General features: G+C 65.9%; 23 protein-coding genes and 3 pseudogenes. 6 read left to right on the forward strand and 20 right to left on the reverse strand.

Going from position 1 to position 22,988, the window contains the following annotated elements; genetic code table 11:
- Positions 1-183: 183 nt before the first annotated feature.
- Positions 184-2,121, reverse strand: a pseudogene (locus ACQY5A_RS17455) (APC family permease); the annotation flags it as partial.
- Positions 2,122-2,264: 143 nt separating this feature from the next.
- On the opposite strand from ACQY5A_RS17455, the gene ACQY5A_RS17460 reads away from it, so the two are divergent.
- Positions 2,265-3,014, forward strand: coding sequence for an ANTAR domain-containing protein (locus ACQY5A_RS17460; RefSeq protein WP_428341619.1), 750 nt, complete (start codon positions 2,265-2,267; stop codon positions 3,012-3,014).
- Positions 3,015-3,026: 12 nt separating this feature from the next.
- Here the strand turns inward: ACQY5A_RS17460 and ACQY5A_RS17465 are convergent, their stop codons facing one another.
- The 9 genes from ACQY5A_RS17465 to ACQY5A_RS17505 form a co-directional block, all read right to left on the reverse strand.
- On the reverse strand, positions 3,027-3,332 hold the full coding sequence (locus ACQY5A_RS17465; protein ID WP_007171389.1) for a DUF2469 domain-containing protein: 306 nt from the start codon (positions 3,330-3,332) through the stop codon (positions 3,027-3,029).
- Entirely contained in the window at positions 3,329-4,102 is a 774-nt protein-coding gene (locus ACQY5A_RS17470) for a ribonuclease HII (protein WP_428341620.1), read from the reverse strand. Before ACQY5A_RS17470 ends, ACQY5A_RS17465 begins: the two co-directional genes overlap by 4 nt.
- 2 nt (positions 4,103-4,104) lie before the next feature.
- The gene (gene lepB, locus ACQY5A_RS17475; RefSeq protein ID WP_428341621.1) at positions 4,105-4,962 is read right to left on the reverse strand and encodes a signal peptidase I; all 858 of its coding nucleotides are present in this window, start codon (positions 4,960-4,962) and stop codon (positions 4,105-4,107) included.
- Positions 4,963-5,034: 72 nt separating this feature from the next.
- Entirely contained in the window at positions 5,035-5,376 is a 342-nt protein-coding gene (gene rplS, locus ACQY5A_RS17480; RefSeq protein ID WP_428341622.1) for a 50S ribosomal protein L19, read from the reverse strand.
- A 255-nt stretch (positions 5,377-5,631) separates the two neighbouring features.
- Entirely contained in the window at positions 5,632-6,321 is a 690-nt protein-coding gene (trmD, locus tag ACQY5A_RS17485; RefSeq protein WP_428341623.1) for a tRNA (guanosine(37)-N1)-methyltransferase TrmD, read from the reverse strand.
- Positions 6,322-6,333: 12 nt separating this feature from the next.
- The gene (gene rimM / locus ACQY5A_RS17490) at positions 6,334-6,855 is read right to left on the reverse strand and encodes a ribosome maturation factor RimM (RefSeq protein WP_428341624.1); all 522 of its coding nucleotides are present in this window, start codon (positions 6,853-6,855) and stop codon (positions 6,334-6,336) included.
- A gap of 11 nt (positions 6,856-6,866) precedes the next feature.
- Complete coding sequence (locus tag ACQY5A_RS17495; protein WP_025736282.1) at positions 6,867-7,109, reverse strand: RNA-binding protein; 243 nt, start codon at positions 7,107-7,109, stop codon at positions 6,867-6,869.
- An 8-nt stretch (positions 7,110-7,117) separates the two neighbouring features.
- On the reverse strand, positions 7,118-7,636 hold the full coding sequence (rpsP, locus tag ACQY5A_RS17500; protein WP_428341625.1) for a 30S ribosomal protein S16: 519 nt from the start codon (positions 7,634-7,636) through the stop codon (positions 7,118-7,120).
- A 189-nt stretch (positions 7,637-7,825) separates the two neighbouring features.
- Positions 7,826-8,257, reverse strand: a complete 432-nt coding sequence (locus ACQY5A_RS17505; RefSeq protein WP_428341626.1) for a nuclear transport factor 2 family protein — start codon at positions 8,255-8,257, stop codon at positions 7,826-7,828.
- Between the two features lie 61 nt (positions 8,258-8,318).
- On the opposite strand from ACQY5A_RS17505, the gene ACQY5A_RS17510 reads away from it, so the two are divergent.
- Together ACQY5A_RS17510 and ACQY5A_RS17515 are read left to right on the forward strand one after the other, a co-directional pair.
- Positions 8,319-9,188 carry a D-alanyl-D-alanine carboxypeptidase family protein gene (locus tag ACQY5A_RS17510; protein ID WP_428341627.1) on the forward strand — a complete coding sequence of 290 codons (870 nt, stop codon included), beginning with the start codon at positions 8,319-8,321 and terminating at the stop codon, positions 9,186-9,188.
- Between the two features lie 200 nt (positions 9,189-9,388).
- Positions 9,389-9,784 (forward strand): STAS domain-containing protein, encoded by a 396-nt coding sequence (locus ACQY5A_RS17515; RefSeq protein WP_428341628.1) that lies wholly within the window; start codon positions 9,389-9,391, stop codon positions 9,782-9,784.
- 3 nt (positions 9,785-9,787) lie between these two features.
- On the opposite strand, the gene ACQY5A_RS17520 is transcribed toward ACQY5A_RS17515, so the two are convergent.
- The 4 genes and pseudogenes from ACQY5A_RS17520 to ACQY5A_RS17535 form a co-directional block, all read right to left on the reverse strand.
- Positions 9,788-10,384, reverse strand: coding sequence for a TetR/AcrR family transcriptional regulator (locus ACQY5A_RS17520; RefSeq protein WP_428341629.1), 597 nt, complete (start codon positions 10,382-10,384; stop codon positions 9,788-9,790).
- Positions 10,385-10,392: 8 nt separating this feature from the next.
- A pseudogene (locus ACQY5A_RS17525) lies at positions 10,393-12,217 on the reverse strand (N-acyl-D-amino-acid deacylase family protein).
- Between the two features lie 36 nt (positions 12,218-12,253).
- The gene (locus tag ACQY5A_RS17530) at positions 12,254-12,517 is read right to left on the reverse strand and encodes an MmgE/PrpD family protein (protein ID WP_428341630.1); all 264 of its coding nucleotides are present in this window, start codon (positions 12,515-12,517) and stop codon (positions 12,254-12,256) included.
- Positions 12,514-12,996, reverse strand: coding sequence for an NUDIX hydrolase (locus ACQY5A_RS17535; protein WP_428341631.1), 483 nt, complete (start codon positions 12,994-12,996; stop codon positions 12,514-12,516). Before ACQY5A_RS17535 ends, ACQY5A_RS17530 begins: the two co-directional genes overlap by 4 nt.
- A gap of 105 nt (positions 12,997-13,101) precedes the next feature.
- Between ACQY5A_RS17535 and ACQY5A_RS17540 the strand changes: the two genes are divergently transcribed.
- The gene (locus tag ACQY5A_RS17540; RefSeq protein ID WP_428341632.1) at positions 13,102-13,524 is read left to right on the forward strand and encodes a tautomerase family protein; all 423 of its coding nucleotides are present in this window, start codon (positions 13,102-13,104) and stop codon (positions 13,522-13,524) included.
- Positions 13,525-13,537: 13 nt separating this feature from the next.
- Here the strand turns inward: ACQY5A_RS17540 and ACQY5A_RS17545 are convergent, their stop codons facing one another.
- Both ACQY5A_RS17545 and ffh read right to left on the reverse strand, forming a co-directional pair.
- Complete coding sequence (locus ACQY5A_RS17545) at positions 13,538-14,605, reverse strand: amidohydrolase family protein (RefSeq protein WP_428341633.1); 1,068 nt, start codon at positions 14,603-14,605, stop codon at positions 13,538-13,540.
- On the reverse strand, positions 14,605-16,167 hold the full coding sequence (gene ffh, locus ACQY5A_RS17550) for a signal recognition particle protein (RefSeq protein WP_428341634.1): 1,563 nt from the start codon (positions 16,165-16,167) through the stop codon (positions 14,605-14,607). The genes ACQY5A_RS17545 and ffh overlap by 1 nt, the downstream gene beginning before the upstream one ends.
- A gap of 95 nt (positions 16,168-16,262) precedes the next feature.
- On the opposite strand from ffh, the gene ACQY5A_RS17555 reads away from it, so the two are divergent.
- A complete protein-coding gene (locus tag ACQY5A_RS17555; protein WP_428341635.1) occupies positions 16,263-17,048 on the forward strand; it encodes an alpha/beta hydrolase in 786 nt (261 codons plus the stop codon).
- Here the strand turns inward: ACQY5A_RS17555 and ACQY5A_RS17560 are convergent.
- Genes ACQY5A_RS17560 through ACQY5A_RS17570 form a run of 3 tightly spaced genes read right to left on the reverse strand, consistent with a single transcriptional unit; the run spans position 17,045 to position 21,348 of the window.
- Positions 17,045-19,534 (reverse strand): [protein-PII] uridylyltransferase, encoded by a 2,490-nt coding sequence (locus ACQY5A_RS17560; protein ID WP_428341636.1) that lies wholly within the window; start codon positions 19,532-19,534, stop codon positions 17,045-17,047. The genes ACQY5A_RS17555 and ACQY5A_RS17560 overlap by 4 nt on opposite strands.
- 51 nt (positions 19,535-19,585) lie before the next feature.
- A complete protein-coding gene (locus ACQY5A_RS17565; protein ID WP_428341637.1) occupies positions 19,586-19,924 on the reverse strand; it encodes a P-II family nitrogen regulator in 339 nt (112 codons plus the stop codon).
- Between the two features lie 2 nt (positions 19,925-19,926).
- Complete coding sequence (locus tag ACQY5A_RS17570) at positions 19,927-21,348, reverse strand: ammonium transporter (RefSeq protein ID WP_428343212.1); 1,422 nt, start codon at positions 21,346-21,348, stop codon at positions 19,927-19,929.
- A gap of 132 nt (positions 21,349-21,480) precedes the next feature.
- Between ACQY5A_RS17570 and ACQY5A_RS17575 the strand changes: the two are divergent.
- Positions 21,481-21,552, forward strand: a pseudogene (locus tag ACQY5A_RS17575) (adenosylhomocysteinase); the annotation flags it as partial.
- 121 nt (positions 21,553-21,673) lie between these two features.
- Here ACQY5A_RS17575 and ftsY read toward each other — a convergent pair.
- The gene (gene ftsY, locus ACQY5A_RS17580; protein ID WP_428341638.1) at positions 21,674-22,978 is read right to left on the reverse strand and encodes a signal recognition particle-docking protein FtsY; all 1,305 of its coding nucleotides are present in this window, start codon (positions 22,976-22,978) and stop codon (positions 21,674-21,676) included.
- Positions 22,979-22,988: the final 10 nt, after the last annotated feature.

Consider the following 22,988-nt stretch of genomic DNA (forward strand, 5'->3'; position numbering starts at 1 on the left):
CGCGATACTTACGCCCGTGAGGGTAGCGGCTCTGCTTGTACTTAGCAGACCCAACTAGGTGGTAGCAGCGCTTATTCTCAGCCAATTACCAGGTCAGCTGGTCTGAGAAGATCAGAACCGCTGCGTGCTGGCCTGAGCTCGCCCCGTTGTCTCGGCGGGTCGGCCGGCGTCCTTGCCATCTGCGTCGCGGAGCGCCCGCGCTACCCGAGATCCGACGTCGTAAGCCAGGATCTGGGCACTGGCGCCCGGGATCCGGCTGATCACCCGGGCCATCATGTCCGCGGTCCGATCGTGCAGCAGTCTTCCGGCCAGCGGCGAATACATCCGGCGGGGCAGCAAGACGGTTACGGCGCTGTCCGGGTGGTCCTTTTTGACCTGCGCGACCAGCTGCTGGGCGGCGCGGCCGAGCTGTCGATCCTCGCAATCGACCATTCGTAGTTCGGTGCTCTCACCAAAACGCTGCCAGCGCACCTGCAGACGCGCGGCGCGGGCCTCGTCCAAAACGAAGTGCACCGCAGTCAGCCGTTCGGCGTGCAATCCCTTGGCATAGCGCATCGTCTCGACCTCGGCCGGGTCGATGGAGTCGATGAACACCAACACCCGATGCGACGCGTGCAGGGATAGATCAGGACGTCGGACCGTAGACATCTCCAGCACCGACGCTTCCGCGCGATACTGCTTGTTGAGCCGAATCAACACAAATACCAACGTAGGAAACACCACCACGATCAGCCAAGCGCCTTCGGTGAACTTCGCGATCGCGAAAATCATCACCACGATCGTCGACAACAGACCGGCCGAAAAGTTGACCGCCAGCTTGCGTCGCCAGCCGCTATCACGTTGGGATAGATGGTGTTTGGCCATGCCGTAGCCGGCCATCGCGAAGGCGCTGAACACCCCCATCGCGAACAGCGGAACCAGTGCGCTCACCGAGCCGCCGGTCGCCAGCAGCAGCGCGATCGCCAGGACCGTCAACAGAACAATCGCATTCGAAAACACCAGCCGGTGGCCACGTTTCAGCAGCGGACGCGGCAAGAAGCCATCCTCGGCGACGAAGTGTGCCAGCGCGGGGAAACCGTTGTAACTGGTGTTGGCGCCGTTGTAGAGAATCGCCGCGCTCGCCGCCTGCAGCGAGAAGTACAGCACGTTGCCGACCAGGCCGTCACCGAACACCGCACGGCCGATCTCGGACAGCATCGAGGGGTATCCCGCGAGGTATGGAGTCGCATGCGTCAAGGACGCCAACCACGCCACGCCGGCCAGCAGCAGCCCCAACGTCCAGGCCATCACGGTCAGCACCCGACGGGCATTGAACCCGGCCGGTTGCCGAAAAAGGTTGACCGTGTTGGAGATTGCCTCCACACCTGTCAGCGACGAACCGCCGTTGGCGAACGCCCGCAAGATCACCAGGATGGTCGCGCCCATCACTAGACCATTGCCCTGGTGCACCGGGACGGCTCCGGCGATGTGGGCGGGGTCGTAGGTCGGCAGATCGCCGAATACCGCGCGGACCATCCCCACCACGACCATCAGCGTCAGCATGGCGATGAACCAGTACGTCGGCACCGCGAACGTACGGCCGGCCTCGCGGAGCCCGCGGAGGTTGGCGAAGCAGAAGATCAACACCGAGCCGACGGTGATCTCCAGGCTGTAGGGGCCCAGCGCAGGTAGCGCGGACACCACCGCCACCGTGCCCGCCGCGCACTGGATCGCGACGGTGACCACATAGTCGATCAGCAGAGCCGCCGCGGCGACCTGCGCGACCCGTGGTCCGAAGTTCTCGCGGGCCACGACGTAGGAACCGCCGGCCCTGGTGTAGGTCACCACGACTTGACGGTAAGAGGCGGCGACCAGCGCCAGGATCAGCAGGATCACCCCGGTCAGCGGCACCAGCAGAACGAACGCCGCCATCCCCGCAGCTGGGAGCAACTCGACCATGATCTGCTCGGGGCCGTAGGCGGTCGAAGAGATGGCATCTGGCGAAAGCGCGCCCAAGGCAACAGGATTCGACAGCTTTTCGTGGCGAAGCTCGTCGGTGATCAACGGCTTGCCGAGAACGACCCGCTTCCACCCGTCGACGAACGACGGCGCGACCTTCTGCTTGGCAGCCGGAAGTGTCATCAGCCATTCCTAACCGATGGCAAAGCTGCCCGCCGCCATCCTTACGGCATCTTGACGCGCTTCGCCGAGTCGATCGACCCGAGACCACGACGGAAACGTCGATAGGGTGGGCGGCGACGCGAGCGGCTTGGAATGATGTAAGCGTGGCGCAGGAGGCAAACATCGGTCAGGGCGACGAACCCACGGCAGCGGACCCTGCCACGGTTTTCTCTACGCTGGCCGAGATCATCTACCAGGGGTCGGAGTCGAGCCAGATCTACGCGGCTATCTGCGTCGCCGCGACTCTGGTGGTCACCGGGTGCGATCATGCGAGTTTGCTGGTGCGCCGCGACGGTCGCTACGTCACCGTCGGAGCCAGCGACAGCATTGCGCAGCGCATCGACGACATGGAACGCCTCGCCGGCGACGGACCGTGCGTCGACGCGATCGAAGAAGAGACGCCACAGATCGAAACCGACCTGGCCACTCCGAATCAGTGGCCTGAACTGGCGAAACGGATTATCGCCGAGACGCCCGTCCGCGGGGCGATGGGATTTCGCATCCTGGTGGACAAACGCAAAACCGGGGCCCTCAACTTGTTCAGCGACAAAGCGGACGTCTTCAACACCGAATCTGCCGGGCAGGCCATCGTGCTGGCGTCCTTCGCCAGCGTGGCGATCAACGCAGTCGCGCAGGGGGAGGACGTCTCCACCTTGCGGCGCGGGCTGCTGTCCAATCGTGAGATCGGTAAGGCCGTCGGGATGTTGATGATGCTGCACGGCGTCGACGAGCAAAACGCCTTCGACATCCTGCGCCGGTATTCGCAGGATCTGAACATCAAATTGGCCGACGTGGCGCGCTCGGTCATCGACAGCCGCGGCAAGCCAATATTCGGCGAGGGCGACCGGGTCTAGCGCCTCGACGCCCTACTCGGGCAGGCGCAGCTCGGGCTTTTCAACCTCTTCGATATTGACGTCTTTGAAGGTCACGACGCGGACCTGCTTGACGAATCGAGCCGGCCGGTACATGTCCCACACCCAGGCATCGGACAACCGCAGCTCGAAGTAGACCTCGCCGTCGGCGTTGCGTGGAACCATCTCCACGCTGTTTGCCAGATAAAACCGGCGCTCGGTTTCCACCACGTAGCTGAACTGCCCCACGATGTCCTTGTATTCGCGGTACAGCGAGAGCTCCATCTCGGTTTCGTACTTTTCGAGATCCTCGGCACTCATCGGCTCAGCCGTCCTTCTCCGTCCCGCGGTCGATTGACCAGATCCATCTTTCCCCACTCATCCTCGATCTGCTGACCCGGCTGGCATTCCGCCAGGGTCCGGATGCCCTGCTGGTCCGGCAACGCCACCCGCCGCACGTTGATGAACGAATACCGATGCTCCGCGCAGGGGCCCAGCTCGCGCAGCGCCGACGAATGCGCCGGGGTGCTATAGCCCTTGTGTACGGCGAAGCCATAGCCGGGGTGATTGTTCTCCATCGCCACCATCAGGCGATCCCGGCTGACCTTGGCCAGCACGCTGGCCGCAGCGATACACGCCGCGGCCGCATCACCACCGATCACCGGCAGCGACGGCACGGCCAGCCCGGGCACCCGGAAGCCGTCGCTGAGTACATAGCCGGGGCGAACCGACAGTCCCGCCACCGCCCGTCGCATCCCTTCAATGTTGGCCACGTGCACGCCGCGCCGGTCGACCTCGGTCGACGGGATGAACACCACGTGATATGCCAGCGCGTATCGGCGGATCAACGGGAACAGCTTTTCCCGTGACTTCTCGGTGAGCTTTTTCGAATCATCAAGATTAGCAAGGCTTTCCAACCGACTGGGCCCGAGCACGCACGCCGCGACCACCAGCGGTCCGGCGCAGGCGCCTCGCCCGACCTCGTCGACCCCGGCCACCGGTCCGAGCCCGCTGCGATACAGCGCGGACTCCAGGGTTCGCAGGCCCGACGATTTGCGGATCACCGTCCGCGGCGGCCAGGTAGTGGCCATGCCTACTGATTCTGCTGCGGGTTCACCGCGCGCACACCACCCCATCGCGACGGCGGCCACACAATGAATCTCGCCTTGCCGATCACATTGTCGACCGGCACCGTGCCGGCCATCGGGTCACCGGTGCACAGCAGACCGTTCATCGCATCGCCGGGAGTGCTGGTGCAGTGGGCCCGGGAGTCCGCCGAATGGGTGCGGTTGTCCCCCATCACCCACACTCGTCCCTGCGGGACGTGGACGGGCCCGAATTCGGGCCCCAGGCACGGGTAGACCGCCGGGTCGGCGTTCAGCGTGGCCGGATCCAGGTACGGCTCGTTCAATCGCTTGCCGTCGACCGTCAGGCCGGTGTTGTTGCGGCACTGCACGGTCTGCCCGCCGGTCGCGATGACGCGTTTGACCAGGTCGTTCTCGTCGGGCGGCACGAAGCCGATGAACGACAGCGCGTTCTGCACCCAACGGATCGCCGCGTTGTGCGAGCGGATCGACTTGTAGCCCACGTTCCAGGGCGGCGGGCCCTTGAAGACGATGACGTCGCCGGGCTGCGGCGTGCTGAACTGGAAGGTGACCTTGTCGACCATGATCCGGTCTCCGACACAACCCGAGCACCCGTGCAGCGTGGGCTCCATCGATTCCGACGGAATCAGGTACGGGCGGGCCACGAACGTCAACATGACGTAGTAAAGGACCAGGGCGATGACCGCAAGGACGACGGTTTCGCGCAGCGCCGCCCGCTTTTTGCCGGTGTGCTCGTCCGCGTGAGCCGAGTCCGGATCCGGGGCGGACGGCGGGCTCTGCGCGACTTCTGAATCGGCCGTGCCGGAATCGGGTTGACCCTCGGACGAGTCGGTCGTTTCAGTCACGGCTTCAGCGTAGCCAGCATGGCCGTGTTGTTCGGCACGGCCGCCGGAGAATCGCCGACGGGGCGCTGAAAATCAGCGCTTCTCCTTGATTTTGGCTTTCTTGCCACGCAGTTCGCGCAAGTAGTAGAGCTTGGCGCGACGGACGGCACCGCGAGTCACGACATCGATGTGGTCGATGTTGGGCGAGTGCACCGGGAAGGTCCGCTCGACGCCCACGCCGTAGCTCTCCTTGCGGACGGTGAAGGTCTCGCGGACCCCGCCGCCCTGGCGGCGCAACACCACGCCCTTGAACACCTGGATACGCTCCTTGGCGCCCTCGATGACCTTCACGTGCACGTTGATCGTGTCGCCGGGGTTGAAGGCCGGGAGGTCGTCGCGCAGCGACGTCTTGTCGACGAAGTCCAGCGTGTTCATGTCGGAGACACTTCCTTGTGGTCGCGGCCATGTGCCGCTGCTCGCCGGGTGAGCAGGCAGCTCAGCCGATGGATTCGGACATCTGGGAGTCTCGCGGTGGGCGGCGGCGAGCCGACCGGCCGGCAACCGCTGGAGACAACTGGTCAATTGTGCCAGATCGGGCCCACGCGGCGAAATCACGGCGAATCGCGACGTCTCCCACCCCGTCCCGCCCAACCGCGACGTGGGCAAATGGCAGGCCACGGGCACCGACGGCTAGGTCCGATCTTCTCGCCACAGGTCCGGACGGCGTTCGCGGGTGCGCTGCTCGGATGCCTGACGCCGCCAGGCCGCCACCCGGGCGTGGTCACCGGACAACAACACCTCGGGGACATCGAGTCCACGCCAGCTCGGCGGCCTGGTGTAGGACGGCCCCTCGAGCACCCCGTCTGAGTGCGAGTCGTCCTGGTGCGACACCGGATTACCCAGGACGTTGGGCAACAGCCGCAGCACCGCCTCGATCATCACCAGCGCCGCGGACTCACCGCCCGGCAACACATAGTCGCCGATGGACACCTCCTCGACCCGCAACCGCGTGCCGGCGTCCTCGGCGACCCGCTGGTCGATGCCCTCATACCGGCCGCAAGCGAACACCAGATGCGATTCGCCGCCCCACCGCTGCGCGATCGACTGGGTAAACAATCTGCCTGCGGGTGTCGGGACTACGAGAAGTGTTTCCTCAGAACAGATCTCGTCGATCGCTTCACCCCAGACCGGCGCCTTCATCACCATCCCCGGCCCACCGCCGTAGGGTGAATCGTCGACCGAGCGATGCACGTCGTGCGTCCACCGGCGAAGATCGTGCACGTTGAGCTGGACCAGTCCCGACTCGATTGCCTTGCCCGGCAACGATTGTCGAAGTGGATCCAGATATGACGGGAAAATCGTCACGACGTCGATTCTCATATCGGCGCGTCCTCAGCTCTCCAAATCCAGGAGACCATCGGGCGGATCGACGTCGACGACACCGTCCTGCAACGACACTGACGTGACGATGGCGCTGACGAACGGCACCAGCAACTCCGGCGCCTGGTCGCGCCTGACGGCCAGCAGTTCGCCGGCTGCCGTGTGCAAAACCTCGGTGACAGTACCGAGTTCTACGCCGGCCGTCGTCCGCACCAGAAGACCTTCGAGTTGATGGTCGTAGTAGGTGTCCGCCTCGTCGATCGGTGGCAGGTCCGCTGTGTCGATCACGAAGACACTGCCTCGCATCGCGTCGGCGCCGTCGCGGTCGGCCACGCCTGCCAGCCGCAGCAACAGGCGAGTGCCGTGCGGGCGAACCGTCTCGACGGTGTAGGTGCCCTCGCGGCGGTCACGTCCTTTGGCGCGCAACACTGAACCCGGGGCGAATCGAAGCTCCGGGTCGTCGGTACGTATGTCGACGACAAGTTCGCCGGTGACGCCGTGCGCTTTGACCACACGCCCGACTGTCAACTCCACGGGAGTCTCCGCTACTGGTCGGTGTCCACCACGTCGACACGAATGCCGCGGCCACCGATGCCGGCGACCAGCGTGCGCAGCGCGGTTGCGGTCCGTCCGCCGCGACCGATCACCTTGCCGAGATCTTCGGGGTGGACGTGCACTTCGACGGTCCGGCCGCGCCGGCTGGTCACCAGGTCGACGCGCACATCATCGGGGTTGTCGACAATCCCGCGGACCAGGTGTTCGACGGCGTCGACGACGACGGTACTCATGGCGGCGGTCAGCTCTCGGTTGCCGGTTCGGCCTGCTCGGCGGCAGCGCCCTCCGCGGCCGGGGCAGCCTCAGCGGCTACGGCGGGCTCCGCCTCTGCGGCCTTGTCGGCCGGCTTGTCCGCGGCGGCCTTCTTCGCCGGAGCCTTCTTCTGCTTGGGCTTGGCGGCCTCGGTCTCGGGAGCGCCGTCGGCGGCGGCCAGGGCCGCGTTGAACAGCTCCAGCTTGCTCGGCTTGGGCGCGGCGACCTTCAAGCGACCCTCAGCGCCGGGCAGTCCCTTGAACTTCTGCCAGTCACCGGTGATCTTCAGCAGCTTGAGCACCGGCTCGGTGGGCTGAGCACCGACCGACAGCCAGTACTGGGCGCGCTCGGAGTCGAGCTCGATCAGGCTGGGCTCTTCCTTGGGGTGGTACCGGCCGATGACCTCGATGGCCCGGCCTTCGCGCCGCGTGCGCGAGTCGGCGACGGCGATGCGGTACTGGGGATTGCGGATCTTGCCGAGCCGCGTGAGCTTGATTTTCACAGCCATGGTGAAGCCACTTCTCCTACGAATGTCACGCTGCAATTCAGCGATTCGGGCGGGAATGCCCGGATCCGGTTTTGCCTCGCGTGTGTGACCGCCGAACAAGCACCGCAGTAACGGTGGGTCGCGCGACGGACAGCCGCCTATTGTGCCAGAGCCAGGGCCGAAGTCAGAAATTCGCCGAGAGCGCGATCGCTATAGGATCTTCTGGAAGCACTTGGTTTCGACTCGGCGGGTCATCCGCCAGCCGTCGACGGTCCGGGAGAACTCGTCGTCGTACCAGAGGCCGCAGAACATGATCTGATCTTGACCTTTCTGGGCTCCCCCCGGCAATACCATCGGGTTGAAGCAGATCGTCCGCGACGACGCGGTATCCCCATCGATGCGGACCGAGAAGTTGCCCAGCATGTGGGCGTACATCGGGAAGTTCGGCAACACGTCCGCCAGCCAGGCCTTGACCTCGGGATAGCTGCCTTCGATCCCGCCGAGGGCGGTGTAGTCGATGTAGGCGTCCGAGGCGAAGACGGCATCGAGATCGTCGAAGCGGCGGCTGTCGATCGCGGTGGAGTAATCGGTGATCAGCTGCTGGATTTCCAACCGGTCAGAGATTTCGGCGAGGCTCAACATGGCTTGATTGAACACCCGCCGACGCGGCGACCGGACGCGCGGGCCGGTATGGTCGCTTGCCATGCGGATGCTGATCGCCGCAGTCGCGACTGCGGTCACCTTCCTCGGCGCCGGCACCACAGCGTGGGCCGACTCCGGCGTGCAACCGGTCGGCTCGGTGCCCATCCCCGACGGCCCGGCCCAGACGTGGTTGGTGGCGGACCTCGATTCGGGCCAGGTGCTGGCCGCGCGTGACGAAAACCTTCGCCACCCACCGGCGAGCACGATCAAGGTACTGCTGGCGCTGGTCGCCCTCGACGAGCTGAGCCTCGACTCGAGCGTCGTCGCCGACATCGCCGACACCCAGGTCGAGTGCAGTTGCGTGGGCGTGAAAGCCGGTAGCTCCTACACCACACGCCAACTGCTCGACAGCCTGCTGCTGGTGTCGGGCAACGACGCGGCCAATACGCTGGCGCACGCGCTGGGCGGGCAAGACGCGGCCGTGGCCAAGATGGACGCCAAGGCTGCGTCGCTCGGCGCAGTGAACACGCAGGCGTCGACGCCGTCCGGCCTGGACGGACCCCGCGGACCGGGCTGGTCGACCGCCCACGATCTGGCGGTCATCTTCCGCGCGGCGATGGCCAACCCGGTGTTCGCTCAGATCACCGCCGAGCCGTCAGCGATGTTTCCGGGCGAGACCGGGGACCACCCGATCGTCAACCATGACGAGTTGCTGTCGCGTTACCCGGGCGCGATCGGCGGCAAGACCGGTTTCACCGACGCCGCACGCAAGACCTTCGTCGGCGCTGCCGCACGCGGCGGCCGCCGGTTGGTCGTCGCCATGATGTACGGGCTGGTGCACCAGGGCGGACCGACCTACTGGGATCAGGCCGGCAACCTGCTCGACTGGGGGTTTGCCCTCAGCCCGCAATCGGGAATCGGCACGCTGTAGGCCTCCGACGACAGGTGCCGCGCTTTCGGCTAGTCTTCTGTTGCCGTGGGATTCTATTGGACGGGAGTCCAATGTGGAGTCCGCGGCGTCCTGTCGACACGCGTCGGCACTGTCCGTAGGTTGAGTCGCCAGCCATTACCCACGATGTCTGCGTTACCGGCAGTCTTACGCAGGAACAGGTAAGGAAATGAGAGTCGATGATGGCTGACAACCAACACGCCGAATCTGATTCGCCACCTCAATCCGACAACGACGACTTCAGCGCCCGTGAATCAGAAGTCGACGGCCTGGCGGTGGTGTCCGTCAGCGGAAGCGTGGACATGCTCACCGCGCCCGGCCTGTCCGAGGCCGTCGAGGCCGCGCTCGCCAAAAAGCCGAAGGGCCTGATCGTCGACCTGTCGAAGGTCGAGTTTCTCGGTTCGGCCGGCATCAGCGTCTTGATGAAAACTCGCGACACCCTCGGCGACACCACCCCGTTCTGTGTGGTGGCCGACGGGCCGGCGACCCACCGGCCGCTGACCCTGCTGGGCATCAACGAGCTGATGACCCTGTGCCGCAGGCTGGACGACGCGGTCAGCAAGCTCACCGACAGCTGACGATCAGGTCGGCAGGCCGACCCCGCTCAGCAAGGACGACAACAAGGCGATGCGGCGGTCTTCTATGTCAGGCTGCGGCAGCACCGCCCGCAGCATGGCCGCTCCGTCAAAGGTGTTGGTCAGCAACGCCACCAGGACCGGGAACGTCTCCTGCGCGAAACCGTCGGCGCCGGGCAGCGCCCGCGCGGCGTCGCAGATCTTGCTGGTGTACTGCTCGAGGACGTGCTGCAGCGTGGCGTTGAGTTTCTCGTCGGTCCGCGCGGCGATCATCAACTCGTAGAGCACCGCGTTGGTGGGGCTGCTGGTGATGTCTCGAAGGATGGTCAGTCCCGCTTCCAGCGCCGGCCGGTCCGACGGGATGGCCGCGACCTGCTTGGTGAACGAATCGAGTTGGCGCCGTAGCACTTCGTAGGCTGTCGCGGCCATGAAGTCACCCATGGTGTCGAAGTGCCGGAACAGGGCACCGACCGATACCCCGGCCCGCTTGGTGATCACCGCGGCCGACGCACGCGCATACCCGACCTCGATGATCGTCGCGATGCTGGCTTCGAGCAGACGCGCCACCGTCTCCTCCCGGCGCTGCTGCTGGGTCCGTGCCATCGAAGGACCTAAGCGCCCGAGGCGGCGAGCTGTGGCTGACCCGCGCCCGCCCGCAAGTAGCGGCCCGACTTCACGGTCTTTCCGTACCCCTCACGGAACTGGCCGTCGCGGAACACAATTGCGCCGCCAACGCCCGTAGCCACCACCGCGGCGTCGTTGCGATTGACCATGCGGCTCAGATCGCCGTAGAACGGCACCTTCTCCTCGTGGTAGCCGTCCACCGCATCGTCCAGGCCTGTGGGGTCGATGACGACGAAGTCGGCGCGGTCGCCTTGGCGCAACGTCCCGGCGTCCAGGCCGAACCAGTCGGCCACCTCGCCGGTCAGCCGATACACCGCGCGTTCGATGGTCATGAATGGCTCGCCCTGCCGGTAGGCATCCAGCGTGCGCTTGAGGAACCGCAGCGAGAAGTTGTAGAACGCCATGTTGCGCAGATGCGCGCCGGCATCGGAGAAGCCCAAGTGGATACTCGGCTCTCCTGCGAGCTTGTTGAGCTGCTTGGGCCGGTGGTTGGCGACGGTCGTCGTCCAGCGCACGTTGCGCTCACCGTTCTCGACGAGAACATCGAGGAACGCGTCGAGCGGATGCAGCCCGCGTTCGTCGGCGATCGCGCCGAAACTCTTGCCGACCAGGTTTTCATCGGGGCATTCGACGATCATCGCCTCGTGAAAGTCCTTGTGCCACAGTGACGGTCCGAGTTTGACGCGATCGAACTGGCGACGGAATTTGCGGCGGTATTCCTTGTCGGCGAGCAGTTCGTTGCGCTCCAGCTGGTCCCGCAGGTGCAGCGCGGCGGTGCCGGCACCGAACTCCTCGAAGACCGGGAGGTCGATGCCGTCGGAGTACAGCTCGAACGGCACCGGCAGGTGCTGGAAGCGCACCTTGGAGCGCAGCAGGAAGTTCATCAGTCGAGTGCCCCGGCCGAAGACGTGCACGGCAAACGGCATCGACTTGGCGTCGGCGGATACCAGCAGGCTCATCCGAACCGCTTTGCGTAGCCCCAACATTGGGCTGCTCGACAGGAAGAACAACAGCGCCGACTCGGCCTTGGCGACATTGGGCGCGCTCTGCAGGATCCGGCCGCGCTTGCGAAGAACCTTGATGAGCTTGCGGCGTTCGCGCCACGTCGCGAAGGTCGAGGGCAACGCGCGGGAGCGGAAGCGGTCGCCGTCGAGCTTGTCGATCGCCGCGTCCATTCCAGACATGCCGAGCATTCCCGCCTCGAGCGCATCGTCGAGCAAGGCCGCCATCTTGTGGAGTTCGGCGTCGGTCGGCTCCACGTCGCGGGTGGTGGCGCGCTCCAGACCCAACACCGCAGTACGAAGATCCGAATGTCCCAGCAGCGAGCTGACATTCGGGCCGAGCGGCAGGCTGTCGAGTGTCTGAACGTATTCCGCGGGCGTCGACCACGTCTTGTCCTGCAATGCGCCCAGGACGAACTTGCGTGGAACCGCCTCGACGCGGCTGAACAGGTCGGCGGCGTCGTCGGCGTTGGCGTAGACCGTCGACAGCGAACACATGCCCAGCAGTACGGTGGTCACTCCGTGGCGCACCGACTCACGCAGGCCCGGATCCAGCAGAACCTCCGCGTCGTAGTGGGTGTGCACGTCGACGAAACCGGGCACGACCCACTTGCCTTTCGCGTCGATGATCTCGGCGCATCCGGTGTCGTCTAGCGGGCTCGACGCGACCGTCACCACCACTCCGTCGCGAATGCCCAGCGTGCGGGTCTGCGGCGCGCTTCCGGTGCCGTCGAACCACAATCCGTCACGGATGATCACGTCGTAGCTCACTGCTGTCCTCCGCATCGTTGGGGTGATGCGAAGCTAACATAGAGAGTAAGTACTCGCAATCTTTCTTTAGCCGGCCTTATAGTCGCACCAGCACCGCGTTGAAGAAGGCTGCCTGGTCCACCGACCCGCGGCCACCGCCCACAAACGTCGCGGTCGGGCGGCCGCTGAATTGTTCGGCGTGGGCGCGTATCGCGGGAATCACTTCACCGTCCAAGGCACCGGCCGCGCAGGCGATGCTGTCCAGGTCGTTGCGCTTCAGCGTGGTCCGGGCCGGCTCACGCAGATCGGATTGGCCGGCGCCGACCACGAATTCGGCGAGCCGATCGGCGGCGTACGTCATGCCGTCACCGTCTCGAACACGGTGGGGGCACGAAGATTGCCGTCCCTGGCGTACTCGATGCGCCGAAGCATGTCGTCGGACATGTCGGGCATGTGCGCCAGATCGAACCAGCGTGCCTCGAGGCTCTCGTCGTCGGCGGGAAACGGTTCGCCGCCTGCCCAGTCCATGCGGAAGACGTGGTCGAGATATTGCGCGTGGTCGCCGTTGACGTGGACGACCGGACGGCTCACATGCACCCACGCCAATCGCCGTGCGACCGCGTCGACACCGCTCTCCTCCAACACTTCTCGGACGGCGCAGTCGGCCGGGTTCTCTCCCGGATCGACGATGCCGGTGACCGGGGTCCACGCGCTGTTGTCGGACCGTTTGATCAGTAACACCTGGTGATTTCGGATCACCACCGCGGTGATGCCGGGCAGCCACAACGGCGCGTGCCCGATGTGCTCGCGGAGCTCAACGATGAATTCGGGTACCGGCACGCTCCCCTGTCTAACAGACACCGCGCAGCGGACACCTCGGGCTCTAGTCTTTCATCTCAAGCTCCGCCCATTCCCGTTCTCGGGTCACCGCCGGAAGGACCGCACATGCCGCTCGCTCGGATCGACCTCATCGAGGGCAAGTCGGCGGCATATCGCCGCACCATCGCAGACGTCGTGTACGACAAGATGATCGAATGTTTGGGAGTGCCCGAGGATCGCTTTCAGACCATCACCGAACACAAGGCCGAGAACTTCTTTTTCGACCCCGACTACCTCGGTCTGTACCGGTCCGAGAACTGCGTCTTCATCCAGCTGGTCTTTCTCGACGTCGCGACCCCCGAGCAGAAGGCCGCGTTCTACAAAGCGGTCGTCGACCAATTCCAGGAGAAGCTTCAGCTTCGGCGCGAGGACGTGTTCTTCAACCTCATGACTGTCCAACCGGCCGACTGGTCGATGGGCAACGGCGAGGCCACCTACATCAATGGGGTGCCGACCGACCGTCTCGATCCGAACTCTGTCGAGGGCTGAGTGGTCAGGTCGTTCAGAACAGCTGCCCGCGCAGAACGAGCACATCCGGGCGTTGCAGCACCTCGGGGCCGTGGCGGGGATCGTCCTTGTAGCACAACAGGTCCGCCGAAGCCCCGTGGTGCAGGGCCGGCCTGCCCAGCCATTGCCGAGCGTCCCAGCACGCCGCACCCAGCGCCTCGCCTGCGCTCATCCCGATGCCCTTGAGCGCCTCGACCTCGTCGGCGATACGCCCGTGGGCGATCATGCCACCGGCGTCGGTGCCGGCGAAGATGCGTACGCCGGCGTCCCGGGCTGCGGCCAGTCGTGGGTAGCAGTTGGCGTACAGGTCGCGCATGTGTGCGGCGTAGGTCGGATACTTCGCCGCGGCGTCAGCGATGCCGGGAAAGTTTTCGACGTTGATCAGCGTGGGCACCAGGGCCGTTCCGTGTTCGACCATCAACTCGATGGTGTCGTCGGTGAGCCCGGTGCCGTGTTCGATGCAGTCGATGCCCGCCCTGATCAGTCCGGGCAGCGCGTCCTCGCCGAAGACGTGTGCGGTGACCCGAGCGCCGTGGGCGTGGGCGGCCTCGATCGCGGCGGTGAGCACGTCGTCGGACCACAGCGGCGCCAAATCACCTATGCCGCGGTCGATCCAGTCGCCGACCAGCTTGACCCAGCCGTCGCCGCGCTGCGCCTGCAGGGCCACCGCGTCGGGGAGCTGTGTCTCGTCTTCGATGTCGATCGCCAGACCGGGGATGTAGCGCTTGGGGCGGGCCAGGTGCCGGCCGGCGCGGATGATGCGCGGCAGGTCGTCGCGGTCGTCGAGGCTGCGAGTGTCGATCGGCGATCCGCAGTCGCGCAGCAGCAGCGCGCCGGTCTCGCGCTCGGTTTCGGCTTGCGCGATCGCTTCCTCGAGGTCGACACCGCCGCCCGGCCCGAGCCCGACATGGCAGTGGGCGTCGACCAGCCCGGGCAGAATCCAGCCGCCGTCGAAAATGGTGTCGGCTGTGCCGATCGGTTCGCGGCTGATCCGGCCGTCGGCGATCCATAGTTCGATGGGTTCTTCGTCGGGTAGCCCGACCCCTCGAACGTGGTGAGGCACTACTTGTTGCCCGGGAACTTCAACTTGGACAAGTCGAAATCGGCCAGCCCCGGCGGTAATTCGTCGAGGCCCTGCGGCATGTTGGACAGGTCGGGGAAGCCGGCCGGCAACCCTGCGCCGAGCGGGCCGCGGACCTTCGGCTGGGTCGGCCCGAACTTCTTGCCCTTCTTTCCCTTGCCGCCCTTGCCTTTTGCGGCTTTACGGGTTGCCGACTTACGCCCCAGTCCGGGGATGCCCATACCGCTGACCATCGAGGACATCATCTTGCGAGCCTCGAAGAAGCGGTCGACCAGCTGATTGACTTCCGACACCGCCACGCCCGAACCGTTGGCGATGCGCAGGCGCCGTGAGGCATTGATGATCTTCGGGTCGGCCCGCTCCTGCGGCGTCATGCCGCGGATGATGGCCTGCAGCCGGTCTAGTTGGCTGTCGTCGACGGCGGCCAGGGCCTCCTTCATCTGCCCCGCGCCGGGCAGCATCCCCAACAGATTGCCGATCGGGCCCATCTTGCGGATCGCCAGCATCTGCTCGAGGAAGTCCTCGAGTGTGAGCTCGCCGGAACCGATCTTGACCGCGGCGGCTTCGGCCTGGCCCGCGTCGAAGACCTGCTCGGCCTGCTCGATCAGGCTCAAGACATCGCCCATGCCCAGAATGCGGCTGGCCATCCGGTCCGGGTGGAAGACGTCGAAGTCTTCCAGCTTCTCGCCGGCCGATGCGAAAAGAATCGGCACCCCGGCGATCTCTCGCACCGACAGCGCGGCACCACCACGGGCGTCGCCGTCCAGCTTGGTCAGCACCACACCGGTGAAGCCGACACCCTCGCCGAACGCCTGCGCGGTGGCCACCGCGTCCTGGCCGACCATCGCGTCCAGAACGAAGATGACCTCGTCGGGGTCGACGGCGGTGCGGATGGCGCCGGCCTGGGCCATCATCTCCTCGTCGATACCCAGCCGTCCGGCGGTGTCGACGATGACGACGTCGAAGTGCTTGGCGCGCGCCTCCGCGAGCCCGGCCGCGGCGACGGCAACCGGGTCACCGGGGGCTGCGCTGTGATCGGTGTCGACCGAGGAGCCTGGGTGCGGGGCGAAGACCGCAACCCCGGCCCGCTCCCCCACGATTTGCAGCTGGCTGACCGCGCCGGGCCGCTGCAAGTCGCAGGCGACCAGTAACGGGGTGTGACCCTGGTTGCGCAGCCACAGCGCCAGCTTTCCCGCCAGCGTGGTCTTGCCGGAACCCTGCAGACCGGCCAGCATGACGACGGTCGGCGGTGTCTTGGCGAAGGCCAGCGTGCGGGTCTGGCCGCCGAGGATGCCGACCAGTTCCTCGTTGACGATCTTGACGACCTGCTGGGCGGGGTTGAGGGCGCCAGAGACCTCCGCACCCTTGGCGCGCTCTTTGATGCGGCTGACGAACGACCGGACGACGGGCAGCGATACATCGGCCTCCAACAACGCCAGCCGGATTTCGCGGGTGGTGGCGTCGATGTCGGCCTCGGTCAGCCGGCCCTTGCCGCGAAGTCCTTGCAGGGCACCGGTGAGCCGATCGGAGAGCGATTCAAACACGCCGCCCAGCCTAATGGCGATCGCCGAGCGTCGGGTTGCTGGGCCAGATAGCTGGGAGTCGCAACGACAAGTCGACGCTGGGCCACGATGGACGCATGCTCGAGGTGATCGACAAGGGATCCTGCGACGATGCGCATCCGGTGCCGCTGCTGTTCGTCCACGGCGGTTGGCATTCCGCCTCGTGCTGGAGCAACTTCGTGGACTACTTCGCCGACGCCGGCTACCGCGCGGTGGCAGTGAGTCTGCGCGGCCACGGGGGCAGCCCGACCGACAAGCCATTCCACACGTGCTCGATCGCCGACTATGTCGATGACGTGCGCACCACCGCCGAGAACCTCGGCGGTCACCCGGTCCTCATCGCGCATTCGCTGGGCGGCTTCGTCGTGCAGCGATACCTGGAGACCCACGATGCGCCGGCCGCGGTGCTGGTGGCATCGGTGCCGCCGCAGGGCGTGCTTGGGCTGGCGACGCGAATCTGGAGCCGCCACCCGTGGATTTCCATGCGATCGCTGCCGGTCGGCAACCTGACCGGCTTCATCGGTACCGCGCCGCTGGTTCGCGAACACCTCTTCAGTGCCTGCACGCCCGACGACATCGTCGAATCATCCGCTGCGGGTGTGCAATCCGAGCCGGTGCGCGCTTCTCTTGTCGACCCGATGATTCGGCGGGTGAGAACAAAACGGGTCAGCACCCCGGTGTTGGTGTTGGGCGCCGCGGACGACGGCTTGGTGACCAGCGCCGAGGTGCTCGCCACAGCACGCGCCTACCAAGCCGAGGCCGAGTTCTTCTCTGACATGGGACACAACATGATGCAGGAGCCCGCCTGGACGAGCGTCGCCGACCGGATCGACGCCTGGCTGCGAAACCGCCGGCTCGGCTAGACCGCGGCCGCGTCCTGCGGGGCCTTGGGGCCTTCCAGGATCGCCAGCAGATGGTGCTCGATCGCCGACCGGGTGCTCGAGCCCGGCTCACCGGTCGCCTTGGAGGCCTTGCTGTGCTCCGGCAGCGCGATGCAGAACACATCGTCGACCATCGACCCTCGCGTGCTGACCTTCGCCCAATCGATGTCCACCCCGGCGCGCTCGAGTGCACCGGTGAGCAGTGCGAGCAGACCGGGACGGTCGTTCGCCCGGATCTCGATGATCAACCGGCCCGGCGTGCCCTCGAACCACATGATCCGCGGAGGCGCGAACGAGTGATGGACCGGAACCGCGGTGGGCGCCTCGCCGATCGGCTTGGGCTTGGTGTCGGCCGACCGCTGTTCCAGCGTGCCCAATACGTCGGTCTGCCCACCGAGCGCACGGATCAACTGCTGGCGCAGCAAGCCCGACGCGGGCGGGCTGCCGAAGTGGGGTGCCACCACGAATTCGCTGATCGCGACGCCGTCTTGGACGTTGATCGACGCCGAGTGGACGCGCAGCGAATTGAGCGTCAGCACCCCGGCCGCTTTGGAAAGCAGCCCGCGCTGGTCCGGGGCGATCACGACGGCATGGTGCAGCCGACGGTCAGTGCCCGGCCGCAGTTCGACGTGCACCTTGCGATCAGCGGCCAGCGCCATGTACTCGGGGTCCAGCGGATCGGCTTCGGGCAACGCCTCGCCGTTCATCGCCATCCGCGCCCGGCGCACCAGATCACCGACCAGCGAGGCTTTCCAGTCGCTCCACACCCCCGGCCCGGTAGCCAGCGAGTCGGCCTCGGTCAGTGCGTGCAGCACGTCCAGCAGCACGGGGTCGCCATTGAGCGCATCGCAGACCGCGGCGATGGTCTGCGGATCGTTCAGGTCCTGCCGGATCGCGACTTTGGCCAACAGCAAATGGTGAAGCACCAACGTGGACAGCATCTCGACGTCCGATGGCCACATGCCCAGCCTGGTGCCGATCTGGGTGGCCAGCTGCGCGCCCAGCACGCAGTGGTCGGCATCGCGGCCCTTACCGATGTCATGCAGCAACGCGGCCAGGATCAATAGGTCCGACCTCGCCGCTCGGGTGGTGAAAATCCTTGCCCGCGAGACAGTTTCGGCGAGGTGGCGATCGACGGTCCAGATGTGGACCACGTCGCGTGGCGGAAGGTCGCGCACCGCTCCCCACTCCGGGAAGAGCCGGCCCCACAGCCCGGTGCGATCCAGGGTCTCGATGACTGCGATGGTGTCCGGGCCTGCGGTCAACATGACCAGAAGATTGTCCAACGCGTCGCGCGGCCACGGCGTCGGCAATTCTGGCGCGGTATCGGCCAACCGGCTCAGCGTGGAAACCGAAATGGGTAACCCGGTGACCGCGGACGCGGCCGCCACCCGCAGCAGCAACGCGGGGTCGCTTTGCGGTCGGGCATCGCGGGCCAGCACGATCTCACCGGCGTACTCGACCACTCCCTCGTCGAGCGGTCGACGCGGGCGCCGACGGATCGCCGACATCCCGCGCCGCGGAAGCGCATTGGAGGCGGTCCGCAGCCCGGCGTCCACCCGATAGCTGATGGTGCGTCCCACATCGGAGAGCACCCGGGACAGGTCGAAGCGGTCGCCGATGTGCAGCGCGGCGCTGATCTCATCGGCAAACTGGGCCAGCACCTGGTCATGCCCGCGGCCCGAGACCCGATGCAGTTCGGTGCGGACGTTGAGCAGCATCAGATGGGCACCCGTCAGCGAGCCCAACGGGTCATCCGTCTCGCCCACGGCCAGCCGGTCGGTGAGGTGAGCGATGGCCAGCGCGTCGAGCAGTTGAATGTCACGCAGGCCACCGCGACCCGATTTCAGGTCGGGCTCGGCCCGGTGGGCGATCTCACCGAAGCGACGCCACCGCGCATGGGTTTCATCAACGACTTCGCCGAAGATGGATTGGATTCCCGAGCGCCACTGGCGACGGATTCCCTCGACGAGGCGGCCGGACAGCTCCTCGTCGCCGGCGATATGGCGGGTGTCGAGCATCGCCAGGCAGGCGGAGACGTCTGCGCCGGCGACCTTCAGCGTCTGAGCAACCGTACGCACACTGTGATCGAGACGAATGTTAGCGTCCCACAACGGATACCAGAGCGAATCGGCGACGTCTCGGACGGCGTCGGTGTTCATTCCGTCGTGCAACAGCAGCAAGTCCAGATCGGAGTAGGGCACCAACTCGCGGCGACCCAGTGAGCCCGTGGCGACGATGGCGAAGCCGCTGCCGGGCATGATGCCGATCTCGGAAGCCTTTGTCGTCAACCAGAACTCGTGCAGTTCGCCCCACGCTTCGCGTAGGGCGGCGGAGTCGAGTTCACTCGGCCCGCGGGCAAGCAGTTTCTCCCGGGCGGCAGCCAAATCGTTTGCCGCACCGGATATCTTGCCCGCCGTGGCCTCGTGTCCTGGCGGATCAGGTAACTCTTGCTCGCGCTGCGTCATTCCAATCCTGGGCGGACCGGCAAAGCCGACTGGGTCTCCATGCGGCCCGAGTCAGATCGCATCCGCTCCGCGCTCACCGGTGCGGACTCGCACGACGGTTTCCACGGGGCTGACCCACACCTTACCGTCGCCGATCTTTCCGGTCCGGGCGGAACGCACGATGCTGTCCAGCACTTTGTCGGCATCGTAGTCCTCAACCAGCACCTCGACCCGGACCTTCGGCACGAAGTCGACGGAGTATTCGGCACCGCGGTAGACCTCGGTGTGGCCCTTCTGCCGGCCGTACCCCTGAACCTCGCTGACCGTCATCCCGAGAATTCCGACCTGCTCGAGGCTGGCCTTTACGTCCTCGAGCGTGAACGGCTTGACGATCGCCGTGATCAGCTTCATTTCTATTCCGCCTCTACTTTGTCGCCCACTCGATCTTCCGAGCCATGACCACGAGCGCCCTCCGGCTCCGGCAGGCTTGCATGCGGAAGTGCAGAACCGGTCGCTGTCGCGAAATCGTAACCGCTCTCTGCGTGCTGAGACTCGTCGATGCCCACGGCTTCTTCCTCAGGACTCAGACGCAGCCCGATCGTGTACTTGAGTATCAGGGCAATTATCAGCGTGACGATGGCCGAGTAGAACAGAACGCTGAACGCGCCGATCGCCTGTCGCTCCAATTGGCCCCATCCGCCGCCGTAAAATAGGCCCTTCGTTGCGCCCACTACGCCGCCGTTGATGGCAGGGCTCTCCGGAGCGGCAACCAGACCGACCAGTAGCGTGCCCGCCAGCCCGCCGACCAGGTGCACACCGACCACGTCCAGCGAGTCGTCGAAGCCCAGCTTGAATTTCAGCCCGACCGCCACGGCGCAGAGGGAGCCGCCCACCGTGCCAATCACCAACGCGCCCAACACATTCACTGAGGAACAGGACGGCGTGATGGCGACCAGTCCGGCCACCACGCCCGATGCAGCTCCCAGCGTCGTCGCGTGGCCATCGCGGATGCGCTCCGTGACCAGCCAGGCGAGCATCGCCGCGGCGGTGGCCACCGTGGTCGTGATGAACGTCGACGCGGCGACACCGTTGGAACTGGTGGCCGATCCGGCGTTGAACCCGTACCAGCCAAACCACAGCAGACCCGCACCGAGCATCACAAACGGCACGTTGTGCGGGCGGAACAGCGTGCCGGGCCAGCCCTTGCGCTTGCCGAGGACGATCGCCAGGACCAGGCCGGCCGTACCGGAGTTGATATGGACCGCGGTCCCGCCGGCGAAGTCGATGGCGTGCAGCTTGTTGAGAATCCAGCCGCCGTGTTCCGCCGTGATGCCGTCACCTGCGAAGACCCAGTGCGCGACCGGGAAGTAGACGAGCGTCGCCCAGAGACCGGCGAACACCAGCCACGCGCTGAACTTCAGCCGGTCGGACACCGCTCCCGAGATCAATGCGACCGTGATGATCGCGAACATCAGCTGGAACGCCACGAACACGTTCATCGGCAGCGTGCCGGCCAGCGGGATGTTGGTCGCCGCAACGCCTTTGGCGGCATCCGCGGCCGCCGCGTTACCGCCGATGAGACCCTTCAGACCGAAGTATTCGGTGGGGTCACCGAATAAGTCGTCGGTGTCATTGCCGAAGGCGATCGAGTAGCCGTAGAGCACCCAGAGCACCGTCACCACGCCCATCGCGCTGATGCTCATCATGAGCATGTTGAGCACGCTTCTGGCGCGGACCATGCCGCCGTAAAAGAACGCCAGTCCCGGGGTCATCAACAGCACCAACGCGGAACTTGCCAGCATCCAAGCGGTGTCGCCGGTGTCGGGCTGGCCCATTATCGGGAAACTCACTCGCTATCACCTCCGGTAGGCCATGGAAAGCCGCCAGACAAATGCCTGCGGCCTGCACGAGAACCTTGCAAAGTAGTTGTTACAAAAAGCGGCGCTGAAAGGTTTCGCCGGTGTTACATCTGCTCAGAGCAGGCGGAGTACATCGGCGTCGATGTGGAAGGCCCGTACAAGCCGGACCACTACCGCTACGTGACCACCTCGCCGAGCGCCCGGCCATTCGGGCGTTCGGTGCCGAGTGCCCGGTTGGCGGGGCACTCGAGACCATCAATCAGCACAGCGCGGCGCAGCCGGGTGCGGCGGGTCGACGCCATCAACCGAGAAGCGCGTCGACGAAAGCGGCCGGCTCGAACGGCGCCAGATCGTCCGGCCCCTCACCCAGTCCGACGAGCTTGACCGGCACCCCAAGCTCCTGCTGGACGCGAAAAACAATGCCGCCCTTTGCCGTGCCGTCGAGCTTTGTCAGCACCGCTCCGGTGATCTCGACGACGTCGGCAAACACCCGCGCCTGCGCCAAGCCGTTCTGGCCGATCGTCGCGTCGAGGACCAGTAGCACCTCGTCGACCGCTGCGCGCCGACTCACCACCCTTTTGACCTTGCCGAGCTCGTCCATCAGCCCGGTCTTGGTGTGCAGCCGGCCCGCGGTGTCGATCACGACCACGTCGGCGCCCAACTCGATGCCTTTGTCGACGGCGTCGAAAGCAACCGCTGCGGGGTCGGCACCCTCGGGACCGCGCACCACATCGGCGCCGACACGAGAACCCCAGGCCTGCAGTTGATCGGCGGCCGCCGCCCGGAACGTGTCGGCGGCGCCCAGCACCACGCGGCGGCCGTCGGCAACCAGAACACGTGCGAGTTTGCCTACGGTGGTGGTCTTTCCGGTGCCGTTGACGCCGACTACCAGCAGCACGGACGGGTGGTCATCGTGCGGCAGCGCGCGCACCGAGCGGTCCAGGCCGGGCTGCAGCGCGGCGATCAGCACTTCGCGCAGGACCGCGCGCGCATCGGCCTCGGTGTGGACGTCTCTACTGGCGAGTTTGCTGCGGAGTTGAGCCACCACCGAGTTGGTCACGGTCGGACCCAGGTCGGCGATCAGCAGGGTGTCTTCGATCTGCTCCCAGGAATCTTCGTCGAGATCGCCGCCGCCGATGAGGCCCAGAAGGCTGCGGCCCAAGGCATTCTGTGATCTGGACAGGCGCCCGCGCAGTCGCTCCAATCGCCCGTCGGCCGGGGCGATCTCATCGATTGCGGGCTGTGCTGCGACCGGCGACGGCGCGGCGGGTTCCGGCTCAACCGGAGGCTCAACCGGTACGGCAGCCGTATCCGGCTGGGGCAGTTGAACATCGGAGACCGGCCGTTTGTATGCATCACGCGGAATGGCCGCGTCATCGCCGACACCGGGCAACCCGGTGGTATCGATCCGGTCGTCAGTATCGCTGCGGCTGAACGTGATTCCCGATGACGCAGCGTAGCCGCCGGAGCGGTCAAGGGTGGGAGTTTGCCCGCCCGACGACAGTCTGATCCGCCGTCGCCGGTAACGCACCAGTCCCACTACCAGGATGGCGATGACGGTCAGTGCGGCGACAACGGCAATCGCGATCCACAGGACTTGCGGCAACGTGTTTCCT

The organism is Mycobacterium sp. (assembly GCF_965277065.1).
Classification (GTDB): Bacteria; Actinomycetota; Actinomycetes; order Mycobacteriales; family Mycobacteriaceae; genus Mycobacterium.